Here is a 22,445-nt window from a genome sequence, read left to right on the forward strand (position 1 = left end):
CAATCCTTTGTTGGACGTTGCATACCGGCCGCGTTTCACCGCAGCGCGTGGAAATTGAGCCCGAGCGAGCCGGGCGCCGCACCGCCTCCACGGCGGCTGAACTTCTGCCGGGCCGAGATCAGCACCAGCACCAGGATGGTCGCCAGATAAGGCGCCATCGACAGAAGCTGGACGGGCACCTGGACGCCCGCCGCCTGCAGACGCAGCTGCAGCACGGTGACGCCGCCGAAAAGCCACGCCCCCGCCAGAACGCCGGGCGCCGTCCAGCGCGAAAAGACGACGATGGCCAGTGCGATCCAGCCCGCGCCGGCGGTCATGCCCTCGGTCCATTGCAGCACCGTCGCGATCGAGATGAAGGCCCCGCCCACACCCGCCATCGCGCCGCCGAAGGCGATGGCCGCCATGCGCGTGGCCCGGACCCCGTATCCCAGGGCATGGGCCGCGTCGTGATTTTCGCCGACGCCTCGCAGGATCAGGCCGGGCCGGGACCGGTTCAGAAACCACCAAACGGCCGGCACCATCGCAAGGCCCAGCCAGACGATCCAGTTGATGTCCAGCGGACCGGCAGGCATAGGTGGCGCCTTCACGCCCTCGAATGGCTTGCCGAACATCGCGGCCAGGCCCAGCCCGAACAGGGTCAGCGCCAAGCCCGAGGCGACCTGGTTTGCCAGAAAGACCTGTGTCAGCACCACGAACAGAAAGGAAATCAGCGCGCCGGCCAAGGCGGCGGCGGCAAAGCCCAGGAACGGGTTGCCGCTGGCATAGGCGGCAGCAAAGCCAGCCAGCGCGCCGGTGATCATCATTCCTTCCACGCCCAGGTTCAGAACGCCCGCGCGTTCGGCGACAAGCTCGCCCAAGGCCGCGAACAGGATCGGGGTCGAAGCCGACAGAAGCAGCAGGAAGACGGACAGCGGGTCGATCATGCGCTGACCCTCCGGCGGATCTGGAAGCGGGTCAGCAAATCGAATCCCAGCAGGAAGAACAGCAGCATCCCCTGGAAGACTTGGACCGTGGCGGCGGGCAGTTGCATCGTCAACTGCGCCAGTTCGCCGCCGATGTAGGTCAGCGCCAGCAGCAGCCCCGCCAGCAGGATGCCCACCGGATGCAGGCGGCCCAGGAAGGCCACGATGATGGCGGTGAAGCCATAGCCCACGCCCAGCTTGTCGGTGATCTGCCCGGCCGGGCCCGCGACCTCGAACAACCCCGCCGCGCCGGCCAGTGCGCCGGAAAGGCCCAGGCAGAAGGCCACCAGCGTCTGCGGCCGCACGCCCGCAAAGCGCGCGGCGCGGGGCGCGATACCGGCGGCGCGGATGTGAAAGCCGCGGATGTGGCGGCTCATCAGGAACCAGGTGGCCAGCACGGCCAGGGCCGCCGCGACGACGCCCCAATGCGCGCCGGTCCCGGCGATCAGTTCGGGGTTCGCGGCCGAGGGGTATTGCTGCAGGTTCCGCGAGCCCGGAAAGCCCATGCCCTCGGGGTTGCGCATCGGGCCGAAGGCCATCCAGGCCGCGACACGTTGGGCGACATAGACCAGCATCAGCGACACCAGGATCTCGGACGCGCCGAACCAGTTTCGCAGCAGCGCTGGGATCATGCCCCAGGCCCAGCCACCGGCCAGCCCGGCGGCCACCATCGCGGGGAACAGCCACCACGCCTCCAGCGGATAGACCGCCAGCGCGACCGCTGCCCCGGTGATGCCGCCGATGATGTACTGCCCCTCGGCCCCGATGTTCCAGATGCCGGCGCGAAAGCCCACCGCCAGCCCCGATGCGATCAGGATCAACGGCGCCGCCTTCACCAGCAGCTGCGGTCGGGAATAGGACGCGGCGGGACCAAAGAGCGGGTCCCAGAAGATCGTGCGGATCGCCGCGACGGGGTCGTATCCCATGATCGCGAACAGCAGACCGCCCATGACCATTGTCGCCAGCACCGCCAGCAGCGGCGTCGCGACCTGCCAGCCGTTCGAGGCGCTTTGCCGGGGGACCAACCGGATCATGCCCGTGCCTCTTCCATGCCATGCGCGCCGCCCAGCATCAGGCCGATGCTGTCCAGCGTCAGCCCTTTTGTGGAGAGGGGATTGGACAGCCGCCCCTCGTTCAGTGCGCAGAAGCGGTCGGACAGTTCCAAAAGCTCATCCAGGTCCTGAGAGATGACGATGATGCCCGCCCCCTTGCGAGCGAGGTCCAGAAGCGACTGGCGCACGGCGGCGGCGGCGCCCGCGTCGACGCCCCAAGTCGGCTGGTTCACGACCAGCACGCGGGGGTCCTGCATCACTTCTCGGCCGATGACGAACTTCTGCAGGTTGCCGCCGGACAGGGCGCGGGCGGCGGCGCCGGGGCCGGGGGTGCGGACGTCGAAATCGCGGATCACCGCCTCGGCATAGGCGCGGGCGCCGCCGTGGTCGATCAGTCCGCCCCTGACCAGTCCCTTGCGGGCGCCGGCGGTCAAGAGCGTGTTCTCGGCCAGGCTGAAGTCTGGAACGGCGGCGTGACCCAGGCGATCCTCGGGTGCCGCCAGCAGACCCGCGATACGGCGCGGTTCGGGGCCTTCCGTTGATAGGTCGCGGCCGTCCAGCAGGACGGTGCCGGGGGTGCTGCGAACTTCACCAGACAGGGCGGCCAGCAGTTCCTCCTGCCCGTTGCCGGCGACGCCGCCGATGCCCAGGATCTCTCCGGCCCGCAGGGTCAGGGCCACCTCCTTCAGCGCCGTCCCCTCGGCGCTGGGGGCGGGCTGCGACAGCCCCTGCACCTTCAGCAGCACTTCGCCCGCCTGCCGGCCGCTGCGGTCGATCGCCCGCATCTCTCCTCCGACCATCATGGCGGCCAATTCGCGGGCGGAATGAGCGCGCGGGTCGCAGCTGTCCACCACGCGGCCGTGGCGCAGGATCGTCGCGCGGTCGCAATGGGCGCGGATCTCCTCCAGCTTGTGGCTGATATAGAGGATCGCGGTGCCCTTCGCAGCCAGCTTGCGCAGGGTGGCGAACAGCAGCTCGGCCTCTTGCGGGGTCAGGACGCTGGTCGGTTCGTCCATGATCAACAGACGCGGGTTCTGTAACAGGCAACGTATGATCTCGACCCGCTGGCGTTCACCCGCCGACAGGGTGACGATGCGGCGGCCAGGGTTCAGCGGCAGGCCGAAGTCGTGGCTGACTTGGGTGATGCGGGCGGCCAGTTCGCGCCGGGGGGGCGGGTTCTCCATCCCCAGTGCGATGTTTTCGGCGACCGTCAGCGCGTCGAACAGGCTGAAATGCTGGAAGACCATCGCCACACCGGATTGGCGGGCTGCACGCGGGTCGGTGGGGGCGTAGAGCGCATCACCCAGCCACATCCGCCCGTCGTCCGGACGTACGAGGCCATAGATCATCTTGACCAGCGTCGACTTGCCGGCCCCGTTCTCGCCCAGCAGGGCGTGGATCTCTCCGGCCGCGACGGCAAAGGACACCTCGTCATTGGCGCGCACGCCGGGATAGCTTTTCCCGATCCGCTCGGCGCGGAACACGTTGGCCGTCAATTCCTGTCCCTTCGTTTTTTGTCCGTCCGGTCAAACCAGATCTGCATATCGCCGTTTTGCCGCCGGGAGCAATTGCGCTGTTTGGGCAGCCTGCGATAGTGATCCCATCATGACCGCAAAATCCCCTCGATTCATCCACCTTCGCACACATTCCGAGCATTCGTTGCTGGAAGGTGCCATTCCGGTGGGCAAACTGCCTGCATTGGCGGCAGACGCGGGAATGCCCGCCGTGGCGTTGACGGACACGAACAACATGTTCGCGGCGCTGGAATTCAGCGTGAAGGCGCGTGACAAGGGGGTGCAGCCGATCATCGGCTGCCAGGTGACGCTGGCGGCCGACGCGACGGGGCCGGTGGTGCTGTTGGCGCAGGACCAGGAAGGCTGGCTGAACCTGATGTCGCTGTCCACCTGCCTCTATCTGCGCGAAGGCGGCGCGCTGCCGCATGTGACAGTCGAGGAGCTGTGCGAACGCTCCGACGGGCTGATCTGCCTGACCGGCGGTGCGACTGGTCCGCTGGGGGCGCTGGTCGCGCAGGGACAGGCTGACAAGGCCGCGGCGCTGGCCGATCGGCTGTCGGCGGCCTTTCCAACCCGGCTTTATGTGGAGCTGCAGCGACATCCCGGCGAGAACGGCCAGCTGATGGCCGCCGAAGCCGCGTCAGAGGCCGGGCTGATCGACCTCGCCTATGCCAAGGACCTGCCGCTGGTCGCCACGAACGACGTCTATTTTCCCAAGACCACGATGTACGAGGCGCATGACGCGCTGATCTGCATCGCGGAAAAGGCCTATGTTGACCAGTCCCAGCCCCGCCGCCGCCTGACGCCGCAGCATTACTTCAAGTCGCCCGAGGAGATGGCGGTCCTCTTCGCCGACCTGCCCGAGGCGATCGAGAACACCGTCGAGATCGCCCGCCGCTGCGCCTTCGCTGTCAAGAAGCACGCCCCGATCCTGCCGCGCTTTGCCGATGACGAGGTGTCCGAACTGCGCCGACAGGCGCGCGAGGGGCTGGAAGCGCGGCTGAAGGTCATCCCCCACGCCGTCAGCGTCGAGGAATACCACGCCCGCCTGGACTTCGAGCTGAACATCATCGAGCAGATGGGTTTCCCCGGCTATTTTCTGATCGTCGCGGATTTCATCGGCTGGGCCAAGGCGCAGGGCATTCCCGTCGGGCCGGGCCGGGGGTCGGGGGCGGGGTCGCTTGTGGCCTATGCGCTGACCATCACCGACCTCGATCCGCTGCGCTACAGCCTGCTGTTCGAACGATTCCTGAACCCGGAACGCGTCAGCATGCCCGACTTCGACATCGACTTCTGCATGGACCGCCGGGAAGAGGTGATCCGCTATGTGCAGGGCAAGTACGGGGCCGACAAGGTGGGGCAGATCATCACCTTCGGTGCGCTGCTGTCCAAGGCCGCCGTGCGCGACGTGGGCCGGGTGCTGCAGCTGCCCTTCGGTCAGGTCGATCGCCTGTCCAAGATGATCCCGGTCGAGGGCGTGAAGCCCGTCAGCATCACCAAGGCCCGCGCCGACGAACCCCGCTTGCGCGAGGCTGCGCGCGAGGAGGTGGTGAAGCGCCTTCTGGATTATGCCGAACAGCTGGAGGGGCTTTACCGCAACGCCTCGACCCATGCCGCGGGCGTCGTGATCGGCGACCGTCCGCTGGACCGTCTGGTGCCGCTTTATCGCGATCCGGCGTCCGACATGCCGGCCACGCAGTTCAACATGAAGTGGGTCGAACAGGCCGGGCTGGTCAAGTTCGACTTCCTGGGCCTGAAGACGCTGACGGTGATCCAGAACGCAGTGGACCTGATCAACGGGGCGGGCCGCCCGCTGCATGTCTGCGCCGAGGGGCGGACGCTTTACGAGCCGCCCAGTGGAGCCGAGAACCAGATCAACGCCATCCCGCTGGACGACAAGGCCAGCTACGACCTGTTCGCCAGCGCCCGCACGGTGGCGGTGTTCCAGGTCGAAAGCTCGGGGATGATGGACGCGCTGCGGCGCATGAAGCCGACCTGCATCGAGGATATCGTGGCGCTGGTGGCGCTCTATCGTCCCGGCCCGATGGAGAACATCCCGACCTATTGCGAGGTCAAGAACGGCCTGCGCGAACTGGAATCGATCCATCCCTCGATCGACCACATCCTGGCCGAGACGCAGGGCATCATTGTCTATCAGGAACAGGTGATGCAGATCGCGCAGGTCATGGCCGGCTATTCCCTCGGTGGCGCCGACCTGCTGCGCCGCGCCATGGGCAAGAAGATCGCCGCCGAGATGGCAAAGGAACGGCCGAAGTTCATCAAGGGCAGTGTCGCCAACGGCGTGCCGGAAAAGAAGGCGGGCGAGGTCTTCGATCTGCTGGAGAAATTCGCCAACTACGGCTTCAACAAGTCGCATGCCGCCGCCTATGCGGTCGTCAGCTATCAGACCGCCTGGCTCAAGGCGAACCACCCGGTCGAGTTCATGGCTGCGGTGATGAACTGCGACATCCACCTGACCGACAAGCTGGCGATCTACAAGCGCGAGTGCGACCGCATGGGGATCGAGATCGTGCCGCCCTGCGTGAACCGATCTGCGCCCACCTTCACGGTCGGGCCCGGCCGGATCTATTATGCCCTGGGCGCGCTGAAGGGCGTGGGCCTGGACGCGATGGGCCTGATCCATCAGGCACGGGGCGACACGCCCTTCAGCGACATCCACGACTTTGCCCGCCGCGTCGACATGAAGCGCGTCGGCAAGCGCCCGCTGGAGATGCTGGCTCGTGCCGGCGCCTTCGACGGGCTGGACGACAACCGGGCGCGGGTGATGAAGTCGCTGGACGCGCTCTGCGCCTGGTCGGCGGCGGTGCAGGAGCAGGCGGCATCGGCGCAGACGTCGCTGTTCGGTAGCGGCGAGGATCTGCCGCCACCGCGTCCACCCCTGACCGGGATCTGGCTGCCGACCGAGAAGCTGGGCGAGGAACACAAGGCCATCGGCTTTTACCTGTCGGGGCATCCTCTGGATGACTATCAGCCGGCCCTGAGACGCAAGAAGGTCCAGACCTTGGCCGAGATCAGCCAGGACGCGCTGAACGGACCGCTGGTCGCGCAGATCGCTGGAACCGTGGCCGCGCGGATGGAGCGGAAGTCGGCCAAGGGGACCCAATACGCCTTCGTCAGCCTGTCGGACCCGACCGGCCTTTACGAGGCGACGGTCTTTTCGGACCTTCTGAACGCCTCGCGCGACAAGCTTGAGCCGGGCGCGAACGTGGTGCTGCAGGTCAAGGTGGAACCGTCCGGCGACCAGGTGAAGATGCTGGCCAATTCGGTGGCGGCGCTTGAGGATTTCGTGGCCGACGCGGGCGCCGGCTGCCTTGCGGTCGAGATGCAAGGCGCCGACACCATCCCGCGCCTGGCCGAGGTGCTGACCCGCATCCGCACCGAGATCGTTGCTCCGTCGCGGGCGCGCGGCCCGATCCGCCTGCGCCTGCGCGAGGGCGACGAGGTCATCGAGATCGAGGTCGCCAACGACGCGCCTTTGACGACGCCAGCCCGCCAGGCCCTGCGTGCCGTTCCAGGCGTGCTGGACGTGGTCGAGGAATAGCCCTTCTTCTTTGTCGAAATACCCTCTGGGGGTCCGGGGGGCGAAGCGCCCCCGGCCTTTGACCCCTATGCAGATGTTCGCGCTTCGTGCTAACCATTGGGAAAAAGAGGGCAGCATGAAGGTCTTGGGCATCGATCCCGGGTTGCGGAACATGGGTTGGGGAGTGATCGAGGTGGACGGCCCCCGGCTCCGCCACATCGCCAACGGCACGATCCATTCGGATGGCGGCCATGATTTGGGGGCACGGTTGTCTGCGCTGTTTCGCGGCCTCTGCGCCGTCATTTCGGCCCATGCACCGGACGAAGCGGCGGTGGAGCAGACCTTCGTGAACAAGGATGCAACCGGCACGCTCAAGCTGGGACAGGCGCGCGGTGTCGCCCTTCTGGCGCCTGCCGAGGCTGGCATCGCCGTCGGCGAATACGCCCCGAATGCAGTCAAGAAGACCGTCGTCGGTGTGGGCCATGCCGGCAAGGAGCAGGTGCAGCACATGGTTCGGGTCCAGCTGCCCGGCGTCCGCTTCGAAAGCCCCGATGCCGCGGATGCGCTGGCGATCGCGATCTGCCATGCCCGGCATCTGCAAGGCCGGACGCTGCGCGTGGCGAGGTCGGCATGATCGGGCGGATTGCAGGCGTCATCATCCACCGGGCGCGGGATCAGGTCCTGATCGACGTGCGCGGCGTCGGCTACATCGTCCATGTCAGCGAACGGACGGCGGCGGGGCTGCCGCCGGTCGGACAGGCGGCCGCGCTTTACACCGAGTTGCTGGTGCGTGAGGATCTTCTGCAGCTGTTCGGCTTTCCCACCATGCTGGAGAAGGAGTGGCACCGGCTGCTGACCTCGGTCCAAGGGGTAGGGGCGAAGGTGTCGCTGGCAATTCTCGGGACGCTTGGGCCCGACGGCCTGGGCCGCGCCATCGCACTGGGAGACTGGGCATCGGTGCGCAAGGCCAATGGCGTCGGGCCGAAGCTGGCCCAGAGGATCGTGCTGGAACTGAAGGACAAGGCACCTTCTGTCATGGCCTTGGGCGGTGCCTTGACCGTCGACGCCGGGGACGTTGCCGCGGGCGGTGGTGCGGACGAGCCGGGCATTGAGCCCGGCCCGTCCGCCGCCTCGGCGCCGGGGTCGATCCCCGGCAACGAGGCGCGCCCCGCCGTTGGCGGGGCGGCGGCGGGGCAGGCGATGGCCGATGCGCTGTCGGCGCTGACGAATCTGGGCTATGGTTCGTCCGAGGCGGCAAGTGCCGTGGCAGAGGCGCAGGCGCGGGAACCGGCGGCCTCGATGCCGGCGTTGATCCGCGCGGCGCTGCGGCTGCTTGCGCCGAAGGAGTGACGGAGGATCGCGTGATGGCAGGTAACGTCAAGGTCTTCATGCTGATGGCGGCGCTGACGGCGCTGGTGATGGCGCTTGGCTGGATGCTGGGCGGGCAGGGCGGCGCGCTGATCGCGCTGCTGATCGCCGGTGGCATGAACTTCTTCAGCTATTGGAACAGCGACAAGTTGGTCCTGCGCCAGCAGGGCGCAGTCGAGCTGTCACCGCGTCTGGGGGCGGAGCTTTATGATCTGACCGCCGATCTTGCCCGCCGCGCCGACCTGCCGATGCCGAAGCTGTATCTTCTGCCGACCCAACAGCCGAACGCCTTCGCCACCGGCCGCAACCCCGATAACGCCGCCGTCGCGGTCACGCAGGGCCTTGTGGACACGCTGAGCCGGGACGAGATCGCCGGCGTCATCGCGCATGAACTGGCCCATATCAAGCATCGCGACACGCTGACGATGACCGTCACCGCCACCATGGCCGGCGCCATTGCAATGATGGGGAACATGATGCTGTTCATGGGCGGCCGCGAGGGGCGCGGCGGGGCAATCGGCGGCATCCTCGCCATGATCTTCGCGCCTCTGGCGGCAATGATGGTGCAGATGGCGATCTCCCGCGCGCGGGAATACGAGGCCGACGCGACCGGCGCGGCCATCTGTGGGCAGCCGCGGGCGCTGGCATCGGCCCTGCAGCGGATCGCCGTGGCGGCGGGCCGGACTGTCAACGTCCCGGCCGAGCGCAACCCGGCGGCGGCGTCGATGTTCATCGTCAACCCGCTGCACGCCCTGCGGGCCGACAAGCTGTTTGCCACCCACCCGCCGACCGAGGAGCGGATCGCCCGGCTGATGGCGATGCAGGGCGGGGCCGCCCCGGCGCCCGACCTGTCGCCAAGCCGCATCCCGCAGACCGGCCGACGCACCCCTTGGGGCCGGGGATGAGCCAGCCCGATCCCGTCCTGCGCCCCGAGGCGCTGGAGAGCGATGCCGAGGATCGTGCGCTGCGCCCGCAGAACCTTTCGGAATTCGTGGGTCAGGCCGAGGCGCGGGCGAACCTCAAGGTGTTCATCGAAAGCGCCAAGATGCGCGGCAAGGCGATGGACCACACGCTGTTCTTCGGACCGCCGGGCCTGGGCAAGACGACCCTGGCGCAGATCATGGCGCGCGAACTGGGCGTGAACTTCCGCATGACCTCGGGGCCGGTCATCGCGCGGGCGGGCGACTTGGCAGCGATTTTGACGAACCTCGAGGCTCGAGACGTCCTGTTTATCGACGAAATCCACCGCATGAATCCGGCGGTGGAGGAGGTGCTCTATCCCGCGATGGAGGATTTCGAGCTTGACCTCGTCATCGGCGAAGGCCCCGCCGCGCGCACGGTGCGGATCGAGCTGCAGCCCTTTACCCTGGTCGGCGCGACCACACGGCTTGGCCTGCTGACGACGCCGCTGCGCGACCGTTTCGGCATTCCCACCCGGCTGCAGTTCTACGAGATCCCCGAGCTGGACCTGATCGTCCAGCGCGGCGCCCGACTGATGGGCATCGGCGCCGACTCGGAAGGCACCTTGGAGATCGCGCGCCGCTCTCGTGGGACGCCGCGCATCGCTGGCCGCCTGCTGCGCCGCGTGGTCGACTTCGCGCTGGTCGAGGGCAATGGCCGCCTGACCCGAGAGATTGCCGACATGGCGCTGACCCGGCTTGGCGTGGACGACATCGGCCTGGACGGGGCGGACCGCCGCTATCTGACGCTGATGGCGCAGCATTACGGCGGCGGCCCTGTCGGCGTCGAGACGCTGTCGGCTGCCCTGTCCGAAAGCCGCGACGCCATCGAGGAGGTGATCGAGCCCTACCTGCTTCAGCAGGGGCTGATCGCCAGGACCCCTCGAGGACGGCAGCTTGCTGCGCGCGCCTGGCGGCATCTGGGGCTGGACATGCCGGCGCCGCAGGGACAGGGAACGCTGTTCGACGGCTGATTGCACAGCGCGCAAAATCACCTTAGCGTGACCGCCATGAGCCACGAGATCACACTTCGCGTCTATTACGAGGATACCGACCTGGCCGGTATCGTCTATTACGCCAACTACATGAAATACATCGAGCGCGGGCGGTCGGAATGGCTGCGCGCACTGGGGATCGACCAGCTGAGGATGCAGCAGGACACCGGACATGTCTTTGCCGTCAGGCGGGTCGAGGCGGACTATCTTCGGCCAGCCCGTTTCGACGATCTTCTGACGGTCAGGACGGCGCTTGCACAGGCCAGCCCGGCGCGCATTGTCGTCGACCAGCAGGTGCGGCGCGGCGACCAGCTGCTGTTCACCGCCTTCGTCACCGTCGCCTGCCTTGACCGGCAGGGGCGGCCCGTGCGGCTTCCTGCGTTTCTGAGGACCGCCATCGATGACTGAGCGGCGCATCGCCATGTGGTCGGGGCCGCGGAACCTGTCGACCGCGATGATGCGCAGCTTCGGCGCGCGGGGCGACTGCGCCTGCGTGGACGAGCCGTTCTATGCCCACTATCTGCTGCAAACCGGCCTGCCGCATCCGATGCGCGACGAGGTGATCGCCAGCCAGCCGGCGGACTGGCGCCAGGTGCTGCCCGAGCTGACGACGCAGCCGGCGGGCCTGCCCCTGCAGTACCAGAAGCACATGGTCCAGCACATGCTGCCGGGCATGGACCTGGACTGGACGGCGTCGGTCACCAACGTCTTCCTGATTCGCGAACCCGAACGGGTGGCCGCGTCGTTCGCCGCCAAGCGCGGCCTTCCCGACCCGGCAGAACTGGGGTTCGACCGGCAATGGCAGTTGTGGCAGCACATGGCCGCCCACGGCCTCGCCCCAGTGGTGATTGACAGCGCCGACATCCGCCGCGACCCGGCCGCTGCGCTGCAGGCCCTCTGCGCGGCCATCGGCATCGACTGGACGCCGGCAATGTTGTCCTGGGCGCCCGGTCCGCATCCCCATGACGGTGTCTGGGGCCGGGTCTGGTACGACGCCGTCAACCGCTCGACCGGCTTCGGCGGCCCCGAGGGGCCGCTACCCCGGCTGGAGGGCGATCTGGCCGCGCTGGCGGCGGCGCTGCGGCCGTCCTACCGGGCAATTGCGGCACACCGGCTGCGGATCGTGTAAAACTGACGCCATTGTGTTGCCTTGGGGGATGAAACCCTTGCTAGGAACACGCTAAAGGGCGCTGAACGCCGGGCTGCCCAGCAGCCACGGGCCATGAAGATGAGGCAGTGACAATGGAACCCATTCAGGCCGCCGAGGCCATCGACTTTTCGGCCGTCGCGTTGTTCTGGCGATCGTCCCTGACGGTGCAGATCGTCATGGTCCTGCTGATCGCGGCGTCTTTCTGGTCCTGGGCGATCATCGTACAGAAGTTCCTGGTCTTTGCCCGCGCCCGGACCGAGGCCAGCCGCTTCGACCGGTCCTTCTGGTCTGGCGAACCCCTGGACGATCTCTACGACCGCCTGGGCGACCGCCCCAAGGGCGCGTCCGAGCGGATCTTCAGCGCCGGCATGACCGAATGGCGCCGCAGCCACCGCGACGACGGGCGGCTGATCCCCGGCGGCATCAGCCGCATCGACCGCGCCATGAACGTGGCCATCCAGCGAGAGGAGGGGCGCCTGTTCCGCGGCCTGTCATTCCTAGCGACCGTCGGGTCCACGGCGCCCTTCATTGGGCTTTTCGGCACGGTCTGGGGCATCAAGACCGCCTTCGAGGGCATCGCCCTGACCCAGGATACCAGCCTGGCCGTCGTCGCCCCCGGCATCGCCGAGGCGCTGCTGGCCACCGCCCTGGGCCTCGTCGCGGCCATTCCGGCCGTCGTCTTCTACAACAAGCTCTCGGGCGACGCCGAACGCATCACGGGCGGGTGGGAGGCGTTCTCGGACGAGTTCTCGACCCTGCTGTCGCGCCAGATGGACGAGGCCTGAGCCATGGCATCCTCGGTCGTCAAGCGGGTCAGGACCAGGGGCAGGCGGCGCAACCTGCCCATGTCCGAGATCAACGTCACGCCCTTCGTCGACGTCATGCTGGTGCTGCTGATCATCTTCATGGTCGCGGCGCCTCTGATGACGGCGGGCGTGCCCCTGGACCTTCCCGAGACCGCCGCCAATGCCGTCCCGACCGAGCAGGAGGAGCCGCTGGTCATCTCGATCCCTGCCCAGGGCACGATGCAGGTGCAGGACCAGCCGGTCGCCGACGACCAATTGGTCACTGCACTGCGCGGGGCGCTGGAGGGGCGGCAGTCGGGCCGGGTCTTCCTGCGGGCCGACGGATCAATCCCCTATGCCCGCGTGGTCCAGATCATGGGCGCGCTGAACGCCGCCGGCATCACCGACATCGTGCTGGTCACCGAGACCGGCGGACCGCGGATGGACGGCTGACATGGACGAGCGCGAGGGCCGCATCGGCTACTGGATCTCGGGGGTGGCGCATGGGTCGCTGATCCTCTGGGCGGTGCTGGGCGGCGCGCTGTTTCGTCCCCAGCCCAGCCCGCCAGTCCGAACGACCGAGGTGTCCACCATCAGCGGCGCCGAGTTCGAGGCCCTTGCGGCCGCATCCCGCGGCGCCGGCCCGGTGGGCGCCGAGGCGACGGCGGTGGCCAGCCTTTCCGAACCGGCCGCCACCGCCGAAAGAGACGCGGCGCGTCCCGCCGACGCCTCTCCGCCTGAAGCGGCCCAGTCCGCCCCGCTGGCTGCGCCCGACGCGGCCGAAACCGCACCTGATCTTGACGATCTGGCGGCACTTGCCCCCGCGCCCGTCGATGTGGCCACCGACCTGCCGGCGCCCGCGCAGCCGCAGGACGACGCAACGGTGACGCTGCCCGAACCGGCGGCTCCGACAGTCGCGCCGCTGCCCGAGGCGCAGCCCTCGCAGCCTGCCGCGCCGCAGCCCGACAGTGCCGCCACTCCGGTGGCGCCCCGTTCCATCCTTGCGCTCGACCGCTCGCCGCGCCCGCAGGGGCGGCCAGAGGATCTGGTTGCAAACTACAATCGCCGCCAGGCTGAAGCCGAGGAGCGCCGCGCCGCTGAAGCCGCCGAGCGCGAGGCCGAGGAGCGCCGCGCCGCCGAAGCTGCCGAACGCGCGGCCGAGGAGCGCCGCGCCGCCGAGGCTGCCGATCGCGCGGCCGAGGAGCGCCGCGCCGCCGAAGCTGCCGAACGCGAGGCCGAGGAGCGCCGCGCCGCCGAAGCTGCCGAACGCGAGGCCGAGGAGCGCCGCGCCGCCGAAGCTGTCGAACGCGAGGCCGAGGAACGCCGCGCCGCCGAGGCTGCCGAACGGGCGGCTGAGGAGCGCCGCGCCGCTGAAGCCGCCGAGCGCGAGGCCGAGGAGCGTCGCGCCGCCGAGGCTGCCGAGCGTGCGGCCGAGGAACGTCGCGCCGCCGAAGCCGCCGAGCGGGCGGCCGAGGAACGCCGCGCTGCCGAGGCTGCCGAACGTGCGGCCGAGGAGCGCCGCGCCGCCGAGGCTGCCGAGCGCGCGGCCGAGGAGCGCCGCGCCGCCGAGGCTGCCGAGCGCGCGGCCGAGGAGCGTCGCGCCGCCGAGGCTGCCGAGCGTGCGGCCGAGGAACGTCGCGCCGCCGAGGCTGCGCGTGAAGCCGCCGAGCGACAGGCGGCGGCCGATGCCGCCCGCGAGGAGGCCGACCGCCAGGCACTGGAGGATGCGCTCCGCGAGGCTCAGCAGGGGCAGGTCGGGGCCGAGGGGACCGACACCGCCTCGACCGGCACCGCGCAGGGCGGCGACCGGCAGATGATCGAGGGCGGCAGCGGCGCCTCGGCGGGGATGGACCCGCTGGCGGCGGCGCTGGCGGGGGCGATGGGGGGCGGCGATCCTGCGCCCGAGCCCGGCGTGCCGGCTGACGCCATGCAGCTTGTGCCAGGCCCGCTGCGCGTCACCCCGCTGCCCGACGCCGCTCAGGGCCTGCCGATGGGCGAGCCGCTGTCCCTGGCCGAGCGCGAGGGGCTGCGCTTCGCCATCCAGAACTGCTGGAACGTCGGCGCGCTGTCGGTCGAGGCGTCACAGATGACTGTTTCGGTCGGGATGACGCTGTCGCCGGACGGTGTCCCCGATCCCGACAGCCTGCGGATGGCGGGCTTCCGGGGCGGCTCGGAAACCGGGGCGCAGCAGGCCTTCGACGTCGCGCGCCGCGCAATCCTGATGTGCGGGCGGTCCGGCTTTGATCTGCCGCCGCAGAAATACGGCCGGTGGCGGGACGTCGTCGTCGACTTCCGCCCCGAGGGGGTCGAGTTCTGATGCGCCCCGCCTTTCGCTTTCCGACGACCCGAGATAATGAGGCCGCCATGTTCCGCCGATCGACACTTGCCCCCGCCGCCACGATTGCTCTGGCCCTCGCCGGTGCGGCGCTGCTGCCCGCCGGTCCCCTTCTGGCGCAGGAGGCGCCGCTGCGGATCGAGATCACCGATGGCGTAATCGAGCCGATGTCGATCGCCATCCCGGAATTCCACGGCGACGAGGAGATTGCGGCCCGCGTCCGCGAGGTAGTGGCCGACGATTTGACCGGCACGGGTCTTTTCCGCGAGATCCCGATTGCGTCGCACCAGGTGCAGCCGGCCAGCTTCACCGAGGCCGTCAGCTATGACGACTGGCGCGCGGTCGACGCGCAGGCGCTGGTCTCGGCCGAGGTGCGCCAGATGGGCGAGAACATCAGTGTCCGGTTCCGCCTGTTCGACGTGGTGTCGGGCCAGCCGCAGGGCGACGGGATGCAGTTCGACGCCCGCGCCGCCGACTGGCGCCGGGCCGCGCACAAGATCGCAGACCAGGTCTATTCCCGGCTGACCGGCGAGAAGCCCTATTTCGACAGCCGCGTGGCCTTCGTGCAGGAAACCGGACCGAAGAACGCCCGCATCAAGCGGATCGGCGTCATGGATTACGACGGCGAGAACATTCTGTGGATGACGGACAGCTCCTCCCTGGTGCTGGCGCCCAAGTTCTCGGCGGACGGGCGGCGGCTGCTCTACACCAGCTATGACAGCGGCTTCCCGCAGATCCGGGTGATGGACATCGCCACGGTGACGTCGCGGCCGCTGACGCAGGACACTGGCGCGATGGCTTTCGCGCCGACCTTCAGCCCTGACGGCCGGTGGGTGGCCTATTCGCGCGAGAATGGCGGGAACACCGACATCTGGCTGATGGACGCCGCGACCGGGGCGCAGCGCCCGCTGACGGATGCGCCCTCGATCGAGACCTCGCCCAGCTTCAGCCCTGACGGGAAGCGCATCGTCTTCGAAAGCGACCGGTCGGGGACGCCGCAGCTTTATATCATAGGGCTAGAGGGCGGAGAGCCGACGCGCATCTCGTTCGGCGCCGGCCGCTATGGCAGCCCCGCATGGTCGCCCAAGGGCGACATGATCGCCTTCACCAGCCAGGTCGGCGAAAGGTTCCACATCGGCGTCATGCGCACCGACGGGTCCGCCGAGAAGACGCTGACCGATTCCTTCCTTGACGAAGGCCCGACCTGGGCACCCAATGGGCGCGTCGTGATGTTCACGCGCGTGACGCCCGGCGGCTCGGGTGAGCCGCGGCTGCACTCGGTGGACATCACCGGGCGGAACATGCGCCCGCTGGACCTTGACTTTGCCGCCTCGGACCCGTCCTGGGGCCCCCTGATGCCATGAGGATGACATGATGAACGTCGCCGCGAAGCCTGCACTGATGGCCGTCCTGCTGGCGCTGGCCGCCTGCGCCCGGCCCGCTCCGCCCCCGGCGGTGCCGGTGGTCGACCCCTATGCCAGCATCGGCGGCGGCGCGGTCTTCCAGGGCGACCTGGCCGGCGGCACCTTGGGGGCCGAGGCGACGGTGCAGTATTTCCAGAACACGGTCGGCGACACTGTGCTGTTCCCGGCCAACCAGACGACCCTGACGCCCGAGGCGCGCACCGTCCTGGCGCGGCAGGCGGACTGGCTGTCGCGGCACGGCGCTTTTACGGCCGTTGTGCAAGGGCATGCCGAAGAGACCGGCACGCGCGAATACAACCTGGCTTTGGGCGCGCGACGCGCCAGCGCGGTGCAGGAATACCTGGTGGCCCAGGGTGTCGCCCCAGGACGCATCCGCACGCTGTCATTCGGGAAGGAGCGTCCTGCGGCGACCTGTTCGGACGAAAGCTGTTATACCCAGAACCGCCGCGCCGTGACGGTCGTCACTGAAGCCGGACCGGGCGCATGAGGCACTGGACGACCTCTGCCCTGCTGGCGCTGACGCTGGCGGTACCGCATATGGCGCTGGCGCAGCAGGATCCGGCCAGCCAGCCAGATCCGGCGACGCTGGCCGATCTGCGGACCGAGCTTGGGGACTTGCGCAGCCAGTTGCACGAGCTGCGGGCGGAACTCGTCGCCTCGGGGGCCGAGGGGTTCCGTGCGGCCGGGGGCGCCAGCGCCATTGATCGCATGAACGCGATGGAGGGTCGCCTGAAGGCCCTGACCAACCAGGCCGAGCAGCTCCAGAACCGCATCAACCGCATGTCGGTCGAGGGTGAGCGGCGGCTTGCCGACCTGGAGTTCCGCCTGTGCGAGATGGACCCCGCCTGCGACCTCAGCGCGCTGACGGTGACCCAGCCCATCGGCGCGCAGCCCGAGCTGGCGCCCTCGGCCCCGGCGGTTCCGGAGGACAGCGCCCCGGCCTCGACCGCGGCCGAGCAGGCCGATTTCGACGCGGCCAAGGCAGCGCTGGACAGCGGCGACCATGTCCGGGCGGCGGAGATGTTCGCCAGGGTGGCGGAAACCCACGCCGGTGGACCGCTGACGGCCGAAGCGCTGTTCCTGCGCGGACAGGCGCTGGACCTGGCGGGCCAGCCGCGCGAAGCCGCCGCAGCATGGCTGGAGGGATTTGCGGCCGATCCCGACGGCAAGCGCGCGGGCGAAAGCCTTCTGGGCATCGCCCGGATCATCGAGGGGCAGGGGGATCCCACGGCCGCCTGCCTCTATCTGGCCGAGGTTCCGGCACGCTTTCCCGGCACTTCGCAGGCCCTGCAGGCCGAGGCAGAGGCGGCACGCATCCGCTGCGGGCAGAGCGACCTCGGCGTCCTTGATCCGCTGCTGGACCCCGCCCTTGATCCCGAGGCGGCGGCAGACCTTGCCGAACACCAGTGACCGGCGACCCGGCTGCCGGGGTGCGCGCCGCGCTGGACCGGTTGGCGGGCGATCTGCCAGCATTAGGGCTGGCGGTATCGGGCGGTGGTGATTCCATCGCGCTGATGCATATCGCCGCGGATTGGGCGCGCGGCCGCCGCCTGGCGGTGGCCACGGTCGATCACGGGCTGCGGGAAGGCAGCGCCGCCGAGGCGCAGGCCGTCGCCCAGGCTGCGGAGCGACTGAGTCTGCCGCACAGGGTCCTGCGCTGGCAGCGCGATGGCGATGGCGGCAACCTGATGGCCGAGGCGCGCGAGGCGCGGCTGAAGCTGCTGGCGGCGTGGGCTAGCGACAGCGATCTTCCCGCCGTCGCGCTTGGTCACACCGCCGACGACGTGGCCGAGACGCTGATCATGCGCCTCGCGCGCGGGTCCGGCATCGACGGGCTGGCCGCGATGGCGGAGTGGCGCGACGCCTTCGGCATGCGCTGGCTGCGGCCGATGCTGTCGGCCGGACGGGCCGACCTGCGCGACTGGCTGGGCGGGCAGAGGATCGCCTGGATCGACGACCCGTCGAACGAGAACACCGACTTTGACCGCGTGCGCGTCCGCCGGGCCATCGCTGCACTGGGCCTAGACGTGGCGGGACTGGCGCGCTCCGCAGCCCACATCGCCGAAGCGCGCGATGCCGTGGCCGACTTCGCCCTGCTGGCCTCTGGCGACGTGGCAGCGGATCGCGGCAGCCTCTCGCTGCCGCGCGGCCCGTTTCGCGATGCCCCGGCCGAGGTTCGCCGCCGTCTTCTGGTCGCCGCATGCCGGTGGGTGACTGGCGCCGCCTATCCGCCCCGCCGCACTGCGCTGCTGCATGCGATGCACGGCGTCATGGCGCAGACGCGGGTTACGGTAGACGGGGCGATGATTCTGACCGACCGCGACCGGCTGCGGATCATCCGCGAACCTGCGGCGGCGCTGCGGGCCGGTGCGGCCACGGGCGCGGTCTGGGACCGCCGGTGGCGGATCCTGGACCTGCCGCACGGTCACCATGTCTCGGCCCTGGGATACGACGCGCTGCCGAGCACGGGTTGGCGTTCCTCGGGACTGTCGCGGGACGAAGCCGCGGCCAGTCCCGCGATCTGGTCCGGGACGGATCTGGTGGCGGCACCTGCGCTGCACAACGATCACGCGGCAGTGATCCGTCCGCTGCGGCACGTGGCAGATTTTCGCAGGCTGGTGAAGGCTCATTGAACCTTTGCGGATAATCCCTATTTTCAACCCAAACCACTTTCCGTCGGAGGACGCCGATTTGGGCAATGCACGCAACCTCGCCTTCTGGGTGGTTCTGTTCCTGATGATCCTGGCCCTGTTCAACCTGTTCAGCGACGGGTCGAACACGATGAACAGTCGCCAGATCAGCTACTCCGACTTCATCGAGCGTGTGCAGAACGATCAGGTCACCGCCGTCACCATCGATGGCGAGGATGTGATGATCACCGGCAGCGACGGCCAGCAGTACGCTACCGTCCGCCCGATGGGCGAAGATATCAGCGACAGGCTGATCCAGCAGGGCGTCGACGTCCGCGTCATCAAGCAGCAGAGCAGCGGCTTCATGTCGATGCTGGGCGTCTGGCTGCCCTTCATCCTGTTGATCGGTGTGTGGATCTTCTTCATGAATCGCATGCAGGGCGGCGGGAAGGGCGGCGCGATGGGCTTTGGCAAGTCGCGCGCGAAGCTGCTGACCGAAAAGCACGGCCGTGTGACCTTCGACGACGTGGCCGGCATCGACGAGGCCAAGGAAGAGCTGGAAGAGATCGTCGAGTTCCTGCGCAACCCGCAGAAGTTTAGTCGCCTGGGCGGCAAGATCCCGAAAGGCGCGCTGCTGGTCGGCCCTCCGGGCACCGGTAAGACGCTGCTGGCCCGCGCCATCGCGGGCGAGGCCGGCGTGCCGTTCTTCACCATCTCGGGTTCGGACTTCGTCGAGATGTTCGTCGGCGTCGGCGCCAGCCGCGTGCGCGACATGTTCGAACAGGCGAAGAAATCTGCGCCCTGCATCCTCTTCATCGACGAGATCGACGCGGTCGGCCGCGCCCGCGGCGTCGGCATCGGCGGTGGCAACGATGAGCGCGAGCAAACGCTCAACCAGCTTCTGGTGGAAATGGACGGCTTCGAGGCCAACGAAGGGATCATCATCGTCGCGGCCACCAACCGCAAGGACGTGCTGGACCCGGCGCTGCTGCGCCCCGGCCGCTTCGACCGCCAGATCCACGTCCCGAACCCCGACATCAAGGGCCGCGAGAAGATCCTGTCGGTTCACGCCCGCAAGGTCCCGGTCGGTCCCGATGTCGACCTGCGGCTGATCGCTCGCGGGACGCCCGGCTTCTCGGGCGCCGACCTGATGAACCTCGTGAACGAGGCGGCGCTGATGGCCGCCCGCATCGGTCGCCGTTTCGTCAGCATGGCCGATTTCGAGAGCGCCAAGGACAAGGTCATGCTGGGGGTCGAACGCCGCAGCCTGGTCCTGACCCCCGAGCAGAAGGAAAAGACCGCCTATCACGAGGCCGGCCACGCGATAGTCGGCTTGTCGCTGCCGAAATGCGACCCGGTTTACAAGGCGACGATCATCCCGCGCGGGGGTGCGCTCGGCATGGTGGTCAGCCTGCCCGAGATGGACCGCCTGAACTTTCACAAGGACGAGGCCAAGCAGAAGATCATCATGACGATGGCCGGCAAGGCCGCCGAGATCATCAAGTATGGCGAAGAGGGCGTGTCGAACGGCCCGGCCGGCGACATCCAGCAGGCCAGCGCGCTGGCCCGGGCCATGGTCATGCGCTGGGGCATGTCCGACAAGGTCGGCGCGGTCGACTATGCCGAGGCGCATGAGGGTTACAACGGCAGCACCGGTGGTTTCTCGGTCTCTGCCTCGACGAAGGAGCTGATCGAGCAGGAAGTGCGAGAACTGATCGAGGCTGGCTATCAGGAAGCCCGCCGGATCCTCCTGGAGAAGGAGGTCGAGTTCGAGCGCTTGGCCAAGGGCCTGCTGGAATACGAGACGCTGACCGGCGAGGAAATCGGCCGCATTGTCCGCGGTGAGCCGCTTGACGGCGGCGACGACGACGCGCCGAGCAGCCTCATTCCCGCCGTAACCGCGATCCCGAAGGCGGGCAAACCGGCACCCGGTGGCGATCCGGCGCCGGCCTGAGGGCGTCCTTTGCCAGGATCGCGCTGTTGGCGTCATGATGGAGTTTGCACCTGTGGGTCAAAAGACCGGCAGGTGTTTTGCCAATCCTGACCTCCCACGGGCCACGGGCCACGGGCTTTGCCGAGCGAAAGTCAGCTATCGTAGAGACGTGGGCGCGGGTTCCGGCCGAGGCGACGACGTGTTTTGTTCCCTAGAAACTGCCGCTCTAGACGCATGATGCTATCGATCTCTGCAGGCTGAGGGGCGTGTTTGGTGCCACTTCTTCCGCGGCGGGCGGCGTCAGCCGCCGCGCCGCAGATATACAGATGCTGTGGTCGTGCTGACGACTTCAGGACGACGATCGCGCTGCAGACCAACGCCTTCAAGGCAATTGAGCCCGACAATATCGAGGGCTCAGGCGAGGCAGGAGCTGATTTTCTGGGTTCCGCCGGTGGCGTGGAAATAGGGGCAGATCTAGTGGCTGCCATCGATCAGGCTTTGCGCGACGCCGTGGTCCATCCCCGGCAGGCTGACCTTGATCGCAAAGTCCTGGCCTGCCCCGATCGGGTGGTCCTGTTTCAGTCTTAGTGCATGACGGGTCGTGGTGCCAAGGTTGGGGCCGAGGGGGGTCGCGGACATGTCTCGCTTTGATGGCCAGATGGCTTCCGGCGCCGGTGGTCGATAGCCAGGCGACGAATGAGGCCGCACGGTATTGTAGTGGACGCGCCGCCCTTCGATCACAACGCGAGCCTCCGCGAGCGCGTAGAAGATCTCGCCATCCAGCAGCTCGTCACGAAGCTTCGAGTTGAAGCTCTCGCAGTAGCCGTTCTCCCGGGGACTGCTGGGCTCGATGAATGCCGTCTTCGCTCCCACGGCATCGATCCAATCCCGAACGGCTTTGGCGATGAACTCCGGGCCGTCGCCCATCGGGCTCGAACCGATGGCGCCACGATGGGCAACTCCGAGCGAACATGACCGGGCATTCCTCGCAGGATGAAGAGATCGGCCAGGACGTCGATCACCGCGATCGAGTTCAGCTTTCGGTCAATCCTGATCGCCAGGCACCCTCGGGTGAACTCATCAATGACCTTCAGCATGCGGAACTTCCTTCCATCATGGGTCCGGCTCTCGACGAAGTCTCAGGACCAGACGTGGTTCGGCCGCAGACGGATGCATGACCCGTCGCCCAGCCAGAGGCGCCCCTTTTTGGTTCACTTTTGGCGAACCTTCAGCTCCGTCGGGGAAACGCGCCACCAGTGCCTTTCCTGATCCTCCTCAGTCCGCCGCCAGATCTGTTCGACCCGCTTGGCATTCACCGCCCATCCGGCCTCACGAAGAAGCGCCGTGATGCGACGATAGCCGTAGCGCCCGTATTGGCTGGCGAGGGCGACGATGTCCGCGGTCAGCGCGTCCTGGACCTGTCGCGGTTTGGTGCCGCTCCTTTGACCACGTAATGTGCAGCAGAGGAGATGAACCATGGGCACAGTCAGGACGGATGAATTTCGCAAGGATGCAGTGCGGATTGCGCTGACCAGCGGGCTTTCGCGGCGTCAAGTTGCGGATGATCTTGGGGTCGGCTTGTCGACCCTCAATAAGTGGGTGAACGCACTTCGGGACACGGACGTAATCTCAGCCGAGGATCGCGAGCTGGCGCGTGAGAACGAACGGCTTCGGCGCGGCGCTGTTGCATGAAGCGTTTGAAGATCAGATTTCCCCTTTCCCGTCTGAAGTCAGCCGACGGGCTGCGTGACGGGAATGCCGAGTGCGGTGAAGCGGTTGAGGATGGCGATGCGGACT

At 68.2% G+C, this 22,445-nt stretch carries 19 protein-coding genes and 2 pseudogenes; 17 read left to right on the forward strand and 4 right to left on the reverse strand.

The window, feature by feature from the left end; genetic code table 11:
* Window positions 1-35: 35 nt before the first annotated feature.
* From OC184_RS07180 to OC184_RS07190, 3 genes are read right to left on the reverse strand one after another with little or no spacing between them, the layout of a single operon-like run.
* Window positions 36-923: an ABC transporter permease gene (locus OC184_RS07180; protein WP_265506505.1), complete on the reverse strand. Its 888-nt coding sequence runs from the start codon at window positions 921-923 to the stop codon at window positions 36-38.
* Window positions 920-1,996 (reverse strand): ABC transporter permease, encoded by a 1,077-nt coding sequence (locus OC184_RS07185; RefSeq protein ID WP_265506507.1) that lies wholly within the window; start codon window positions 1,994-1,996, stop codon window positions 920-922. Before OC184_RS07185 ends, OC184_RS07180 begins: the two co-directional genes overlap by 4 nt.
* Window positions 1,993-3,510: an ABC transporter ATP-binding protein gene (locus OC184_RS07190; RefSeq protein ID WP_265506508.1), complete on the reverse strand. Its 1,518-nt coding sequence runs from the start codon at window positions 3,508-3,510 to the stop codon at window positions 1,993-1,995. Before OC184_RS07190 ends, OC184_RS07185 begins: the two co-directional genes overlap by 4 nt.
* 109 nt (window positions 3,511-3,619) lie before the next feature.
* On the opposite strand from OC184_RS07190, the gene dnaE reads away from it, so the two are divergent.
* The 16 genes from dnaE to OC184_RS07270 all read left to right on the forward strand — a co-directional run bounded on the left by dnaE (window position 3,620) and on the right by OC184_RS07270 (window position 21,236).
* Window positions 3,620-7,090, forward strand: a complete 3,471-nt coding sequence (gene dnaE, locus OC184_RS07195) for a DNA polymerase III subunit alpha (protein ID WP_265506509.1) — start codon at window positions 3,620-3,622, stop codon at window positions 7,088-7,090.
* 115 nt (window positions 7,091-7,205) lie between these two features.
* Complete coding sequence (gene ruvC, locus OC184_RS07200) at window positions 7,206-7,703, forward strand: crossover junction endodeoxyribonuclease RuvC (protein WP_265506511.1); 498 nt, start codon at window positions 7,206-7,208, stop codon at window positions 7,701-7,703.
* Window positions 7,700-8,419 carry a Holliday junction branch migration protein RuvA gene (gene ruvA, locus OC184_RS07205; protein ID WP_265506512.1) on the forward strand — a complete coding sequence of 240 codons (720 nt, stop codon included), beginning with the start codon at window positions 7,700-7,702 and terminating at the stop codon, window positions 8,417-8,419. The genes ruvC and ruvA overlap by 4 nt, the downstream gene beginning before the upstream one ends.
* Window positions 8,420-8,433: 14 nt before the next feature.
* The gene (gene htpX / locus OC184_RS07210; RefSeq protein WP_265506513.1) at window positions 8,434-9,342 is read left to right on the forward strand and encodes a zinc metalloprotease HtpX; all 909 of its coding nucleotides are present in this window, start codon (window positions 8,434-8,436) and stop codon (window positions 9,340-9,342) included.
* Window positions 9,339-10,370, forward strand: a complete 1,032-nt coding sequence (gene ruvB, locus OC184_RS07215) for a Holliday junction branch migration DNA helicase RuvB (RefSeq protein ID WP_265506515.1) — start codon at window positions 9,339-9,341, stop codon at window positions 10,368-10,370. Before htpX ends, ruvB begins: the two co-directional genes overlap by 4 nt.
* Before the next feature lie 36 nt (window positions 10,371-10,406).
* Window positions 10,407-10,799 (forward strand): tol-pal system-associated acyl-CoA thioesterase, encoded by a 393-nt coding sequence (gene ybgC / locus OC184_RS07220; RefSeq protein ID WP_322630188.1) that lies wholly within the window; start codon window positions 10,407-10,409, stop codon window positions 10,797-10,799.
* Window positions 10,792-11,520 carry a sulfotransferase-like domain-containing protein gene (locus tag OC184_RS07225; protein WP_265506516.1) on the forward strand — a complete coding sequence of 243 codons (729 nt, stop codon included), beginning with the start codon at window positions 10,792-10,794 and terminating at the stop codon, window positions 11,518-11,520. The genes ybgC and OC184_RS07225 overlap by 8 nt, the downstream gene beginning before the upstream one ends.
* 113 nt (window positions 11,521-11,633) lie before the next feature.
* Window positions 11,634-12,326 (forward strand): protein TolQ, encoded by a 693-nt coding sequence (gene tolQ, locus OC184_RS07230; RefSeq protein ID WP_265506517.1) that lies wholly within the window; start codon window positions 11,634-11,636, stop codon window positions 12,324-12,326.
* A 3-nt stretch (window positions 12,327-12,329) separates the two neighbouring features.
* Entirely contained in the window at window positions 12,330-12,779 is a 450-nt protein-coding gene (gene tolR / locus OC184_RS07235; protein ID WP_265506518.1) for a protein TolR, read from the forward strand.
* 1 nt (window position 12,780) lies between these two features.
* Window positions 12,781-14,643 (forward strand): protein TolA, encoded by a 1,863-nt coding sequence (locus OC184_RS07240; RefSeq protein ID WP_265506519.1) that lies wholly within the window; start codon window positions 12,781-12,783, stop codon window positions 14,641-14,643.
* Between the two features lie 47 nt (window positions 14,644-14,690).
* The gene (gene tolB / locus OC184_RS07245; RefSeq protein WP_265506520.1) at window positions 14,691-16,025 is read left to right on the forward strand and encodes a Tol-Pal system beta propeller repeat protein TolB; all 1,335 of its coding nucleotides are present in this window, start codon (window positions 14,691-14,693) and stop codon (window positions 16,023-16,025) included.
* A gap of 10 nt (window positions 16,026-16,035) precedes the next feature.
* Window positions 16,036-16,572 carry an OmpA family protein gene (locus tag OC184_RS07250; protein ID WP_265506521.1) on the forward strand — a complete coding sequence of 179 codons (537 nt, stop codon included), beginning with the start codon at window positions 16,036-16,038 and terminating at the stop codon, window positions 16,570-16,572.
* Window positions 16,569-17,495 carry a tol-pal system YbgF family protein gene (locus tag OC184_RS07255; protein ID WP_265506523.1) on the forward strand — a complete coding sequence of 309 codons (927 nt, stop codon included), beginning with the start codon at window positions 16,569-16,571 and terminating at the stop codon, window positions 17,493-17,495. Before OC184_RS07250 ends, OC184_RS07255 begins: the two co-directional genes overlap by 4 nt.
* Window positions 17,492-18,718, forward strand: coding sequence for a tRNA lysidine(34) synthetase TilS (gene tilS, locus OC184_RS07260; protein ID WP_265506524.1), 1,227 nt, complete (start codon window positions 17,492-17,494; stop codon window positions 18,716-18,718). The genes OC184_RS07255 and tilS overlap by 4 nt, the downstream gene beginning before the upstream one ends.
* Window positions 18,719-18,776: 58 nt before the next feature.
* Window positions 18,777-20,669, forward strand: coding sequence for an ATP-dependent zinc metalloprotease FtsH (gene ftsH, locus OC184_RS07265; protein ID WP_265506525.1), 1,893 nt, complete (start codon window positions 18,777-18,779; stop codon window positions 20,667-20,669).
* 252 nt (window positions 20,670-20,921) lie between these two features.
* A complete protein-coding gene (locus tag OC184_RS07270) occupies window positions 20,922-21,236 on the forward strand; it encodes a hypothetical protein (protein ID WP_265506526.1) in 315 nt (104 codons plus the stop codon).
* Here OC184_RS07270 and OC184_RS07275 read toward each other — a convergent pair.
* Window positions 21,233-22,108 (reverse strand): annotated as a pseudogene (locus OC184_RS07275) (IS3 family transposase); the annotation flags it as partial. The gene OC184_RS07270 and the pseudogene OC184_RS07275 overlap by 4 nt on opposite strands.
* Before the next feature lie 16 nt (window positions 22,109-22,124).
* Here OC184_RS07275 and OC184_RS07280 point away from each other — a divergent pair.
* Window positions 22,125-22,325: pseudogene (locus OC184_RS07280) on the forward strand (transposase); the annotation flags it as partial.
* Window positions 22,326-22,445 lie beyond the last annotated feature (120 nt).

The organism is Paracoccus rhizosphaerae (genome assembly GCF_026162645.1).
Classification (GTDB): Bacteria; Pseudomonadota; Alphaproteobacteria; order Rhodobacterales; family Rhodobacteraceae; genus Paracoccus; species Paracoccus rhizosphaerae.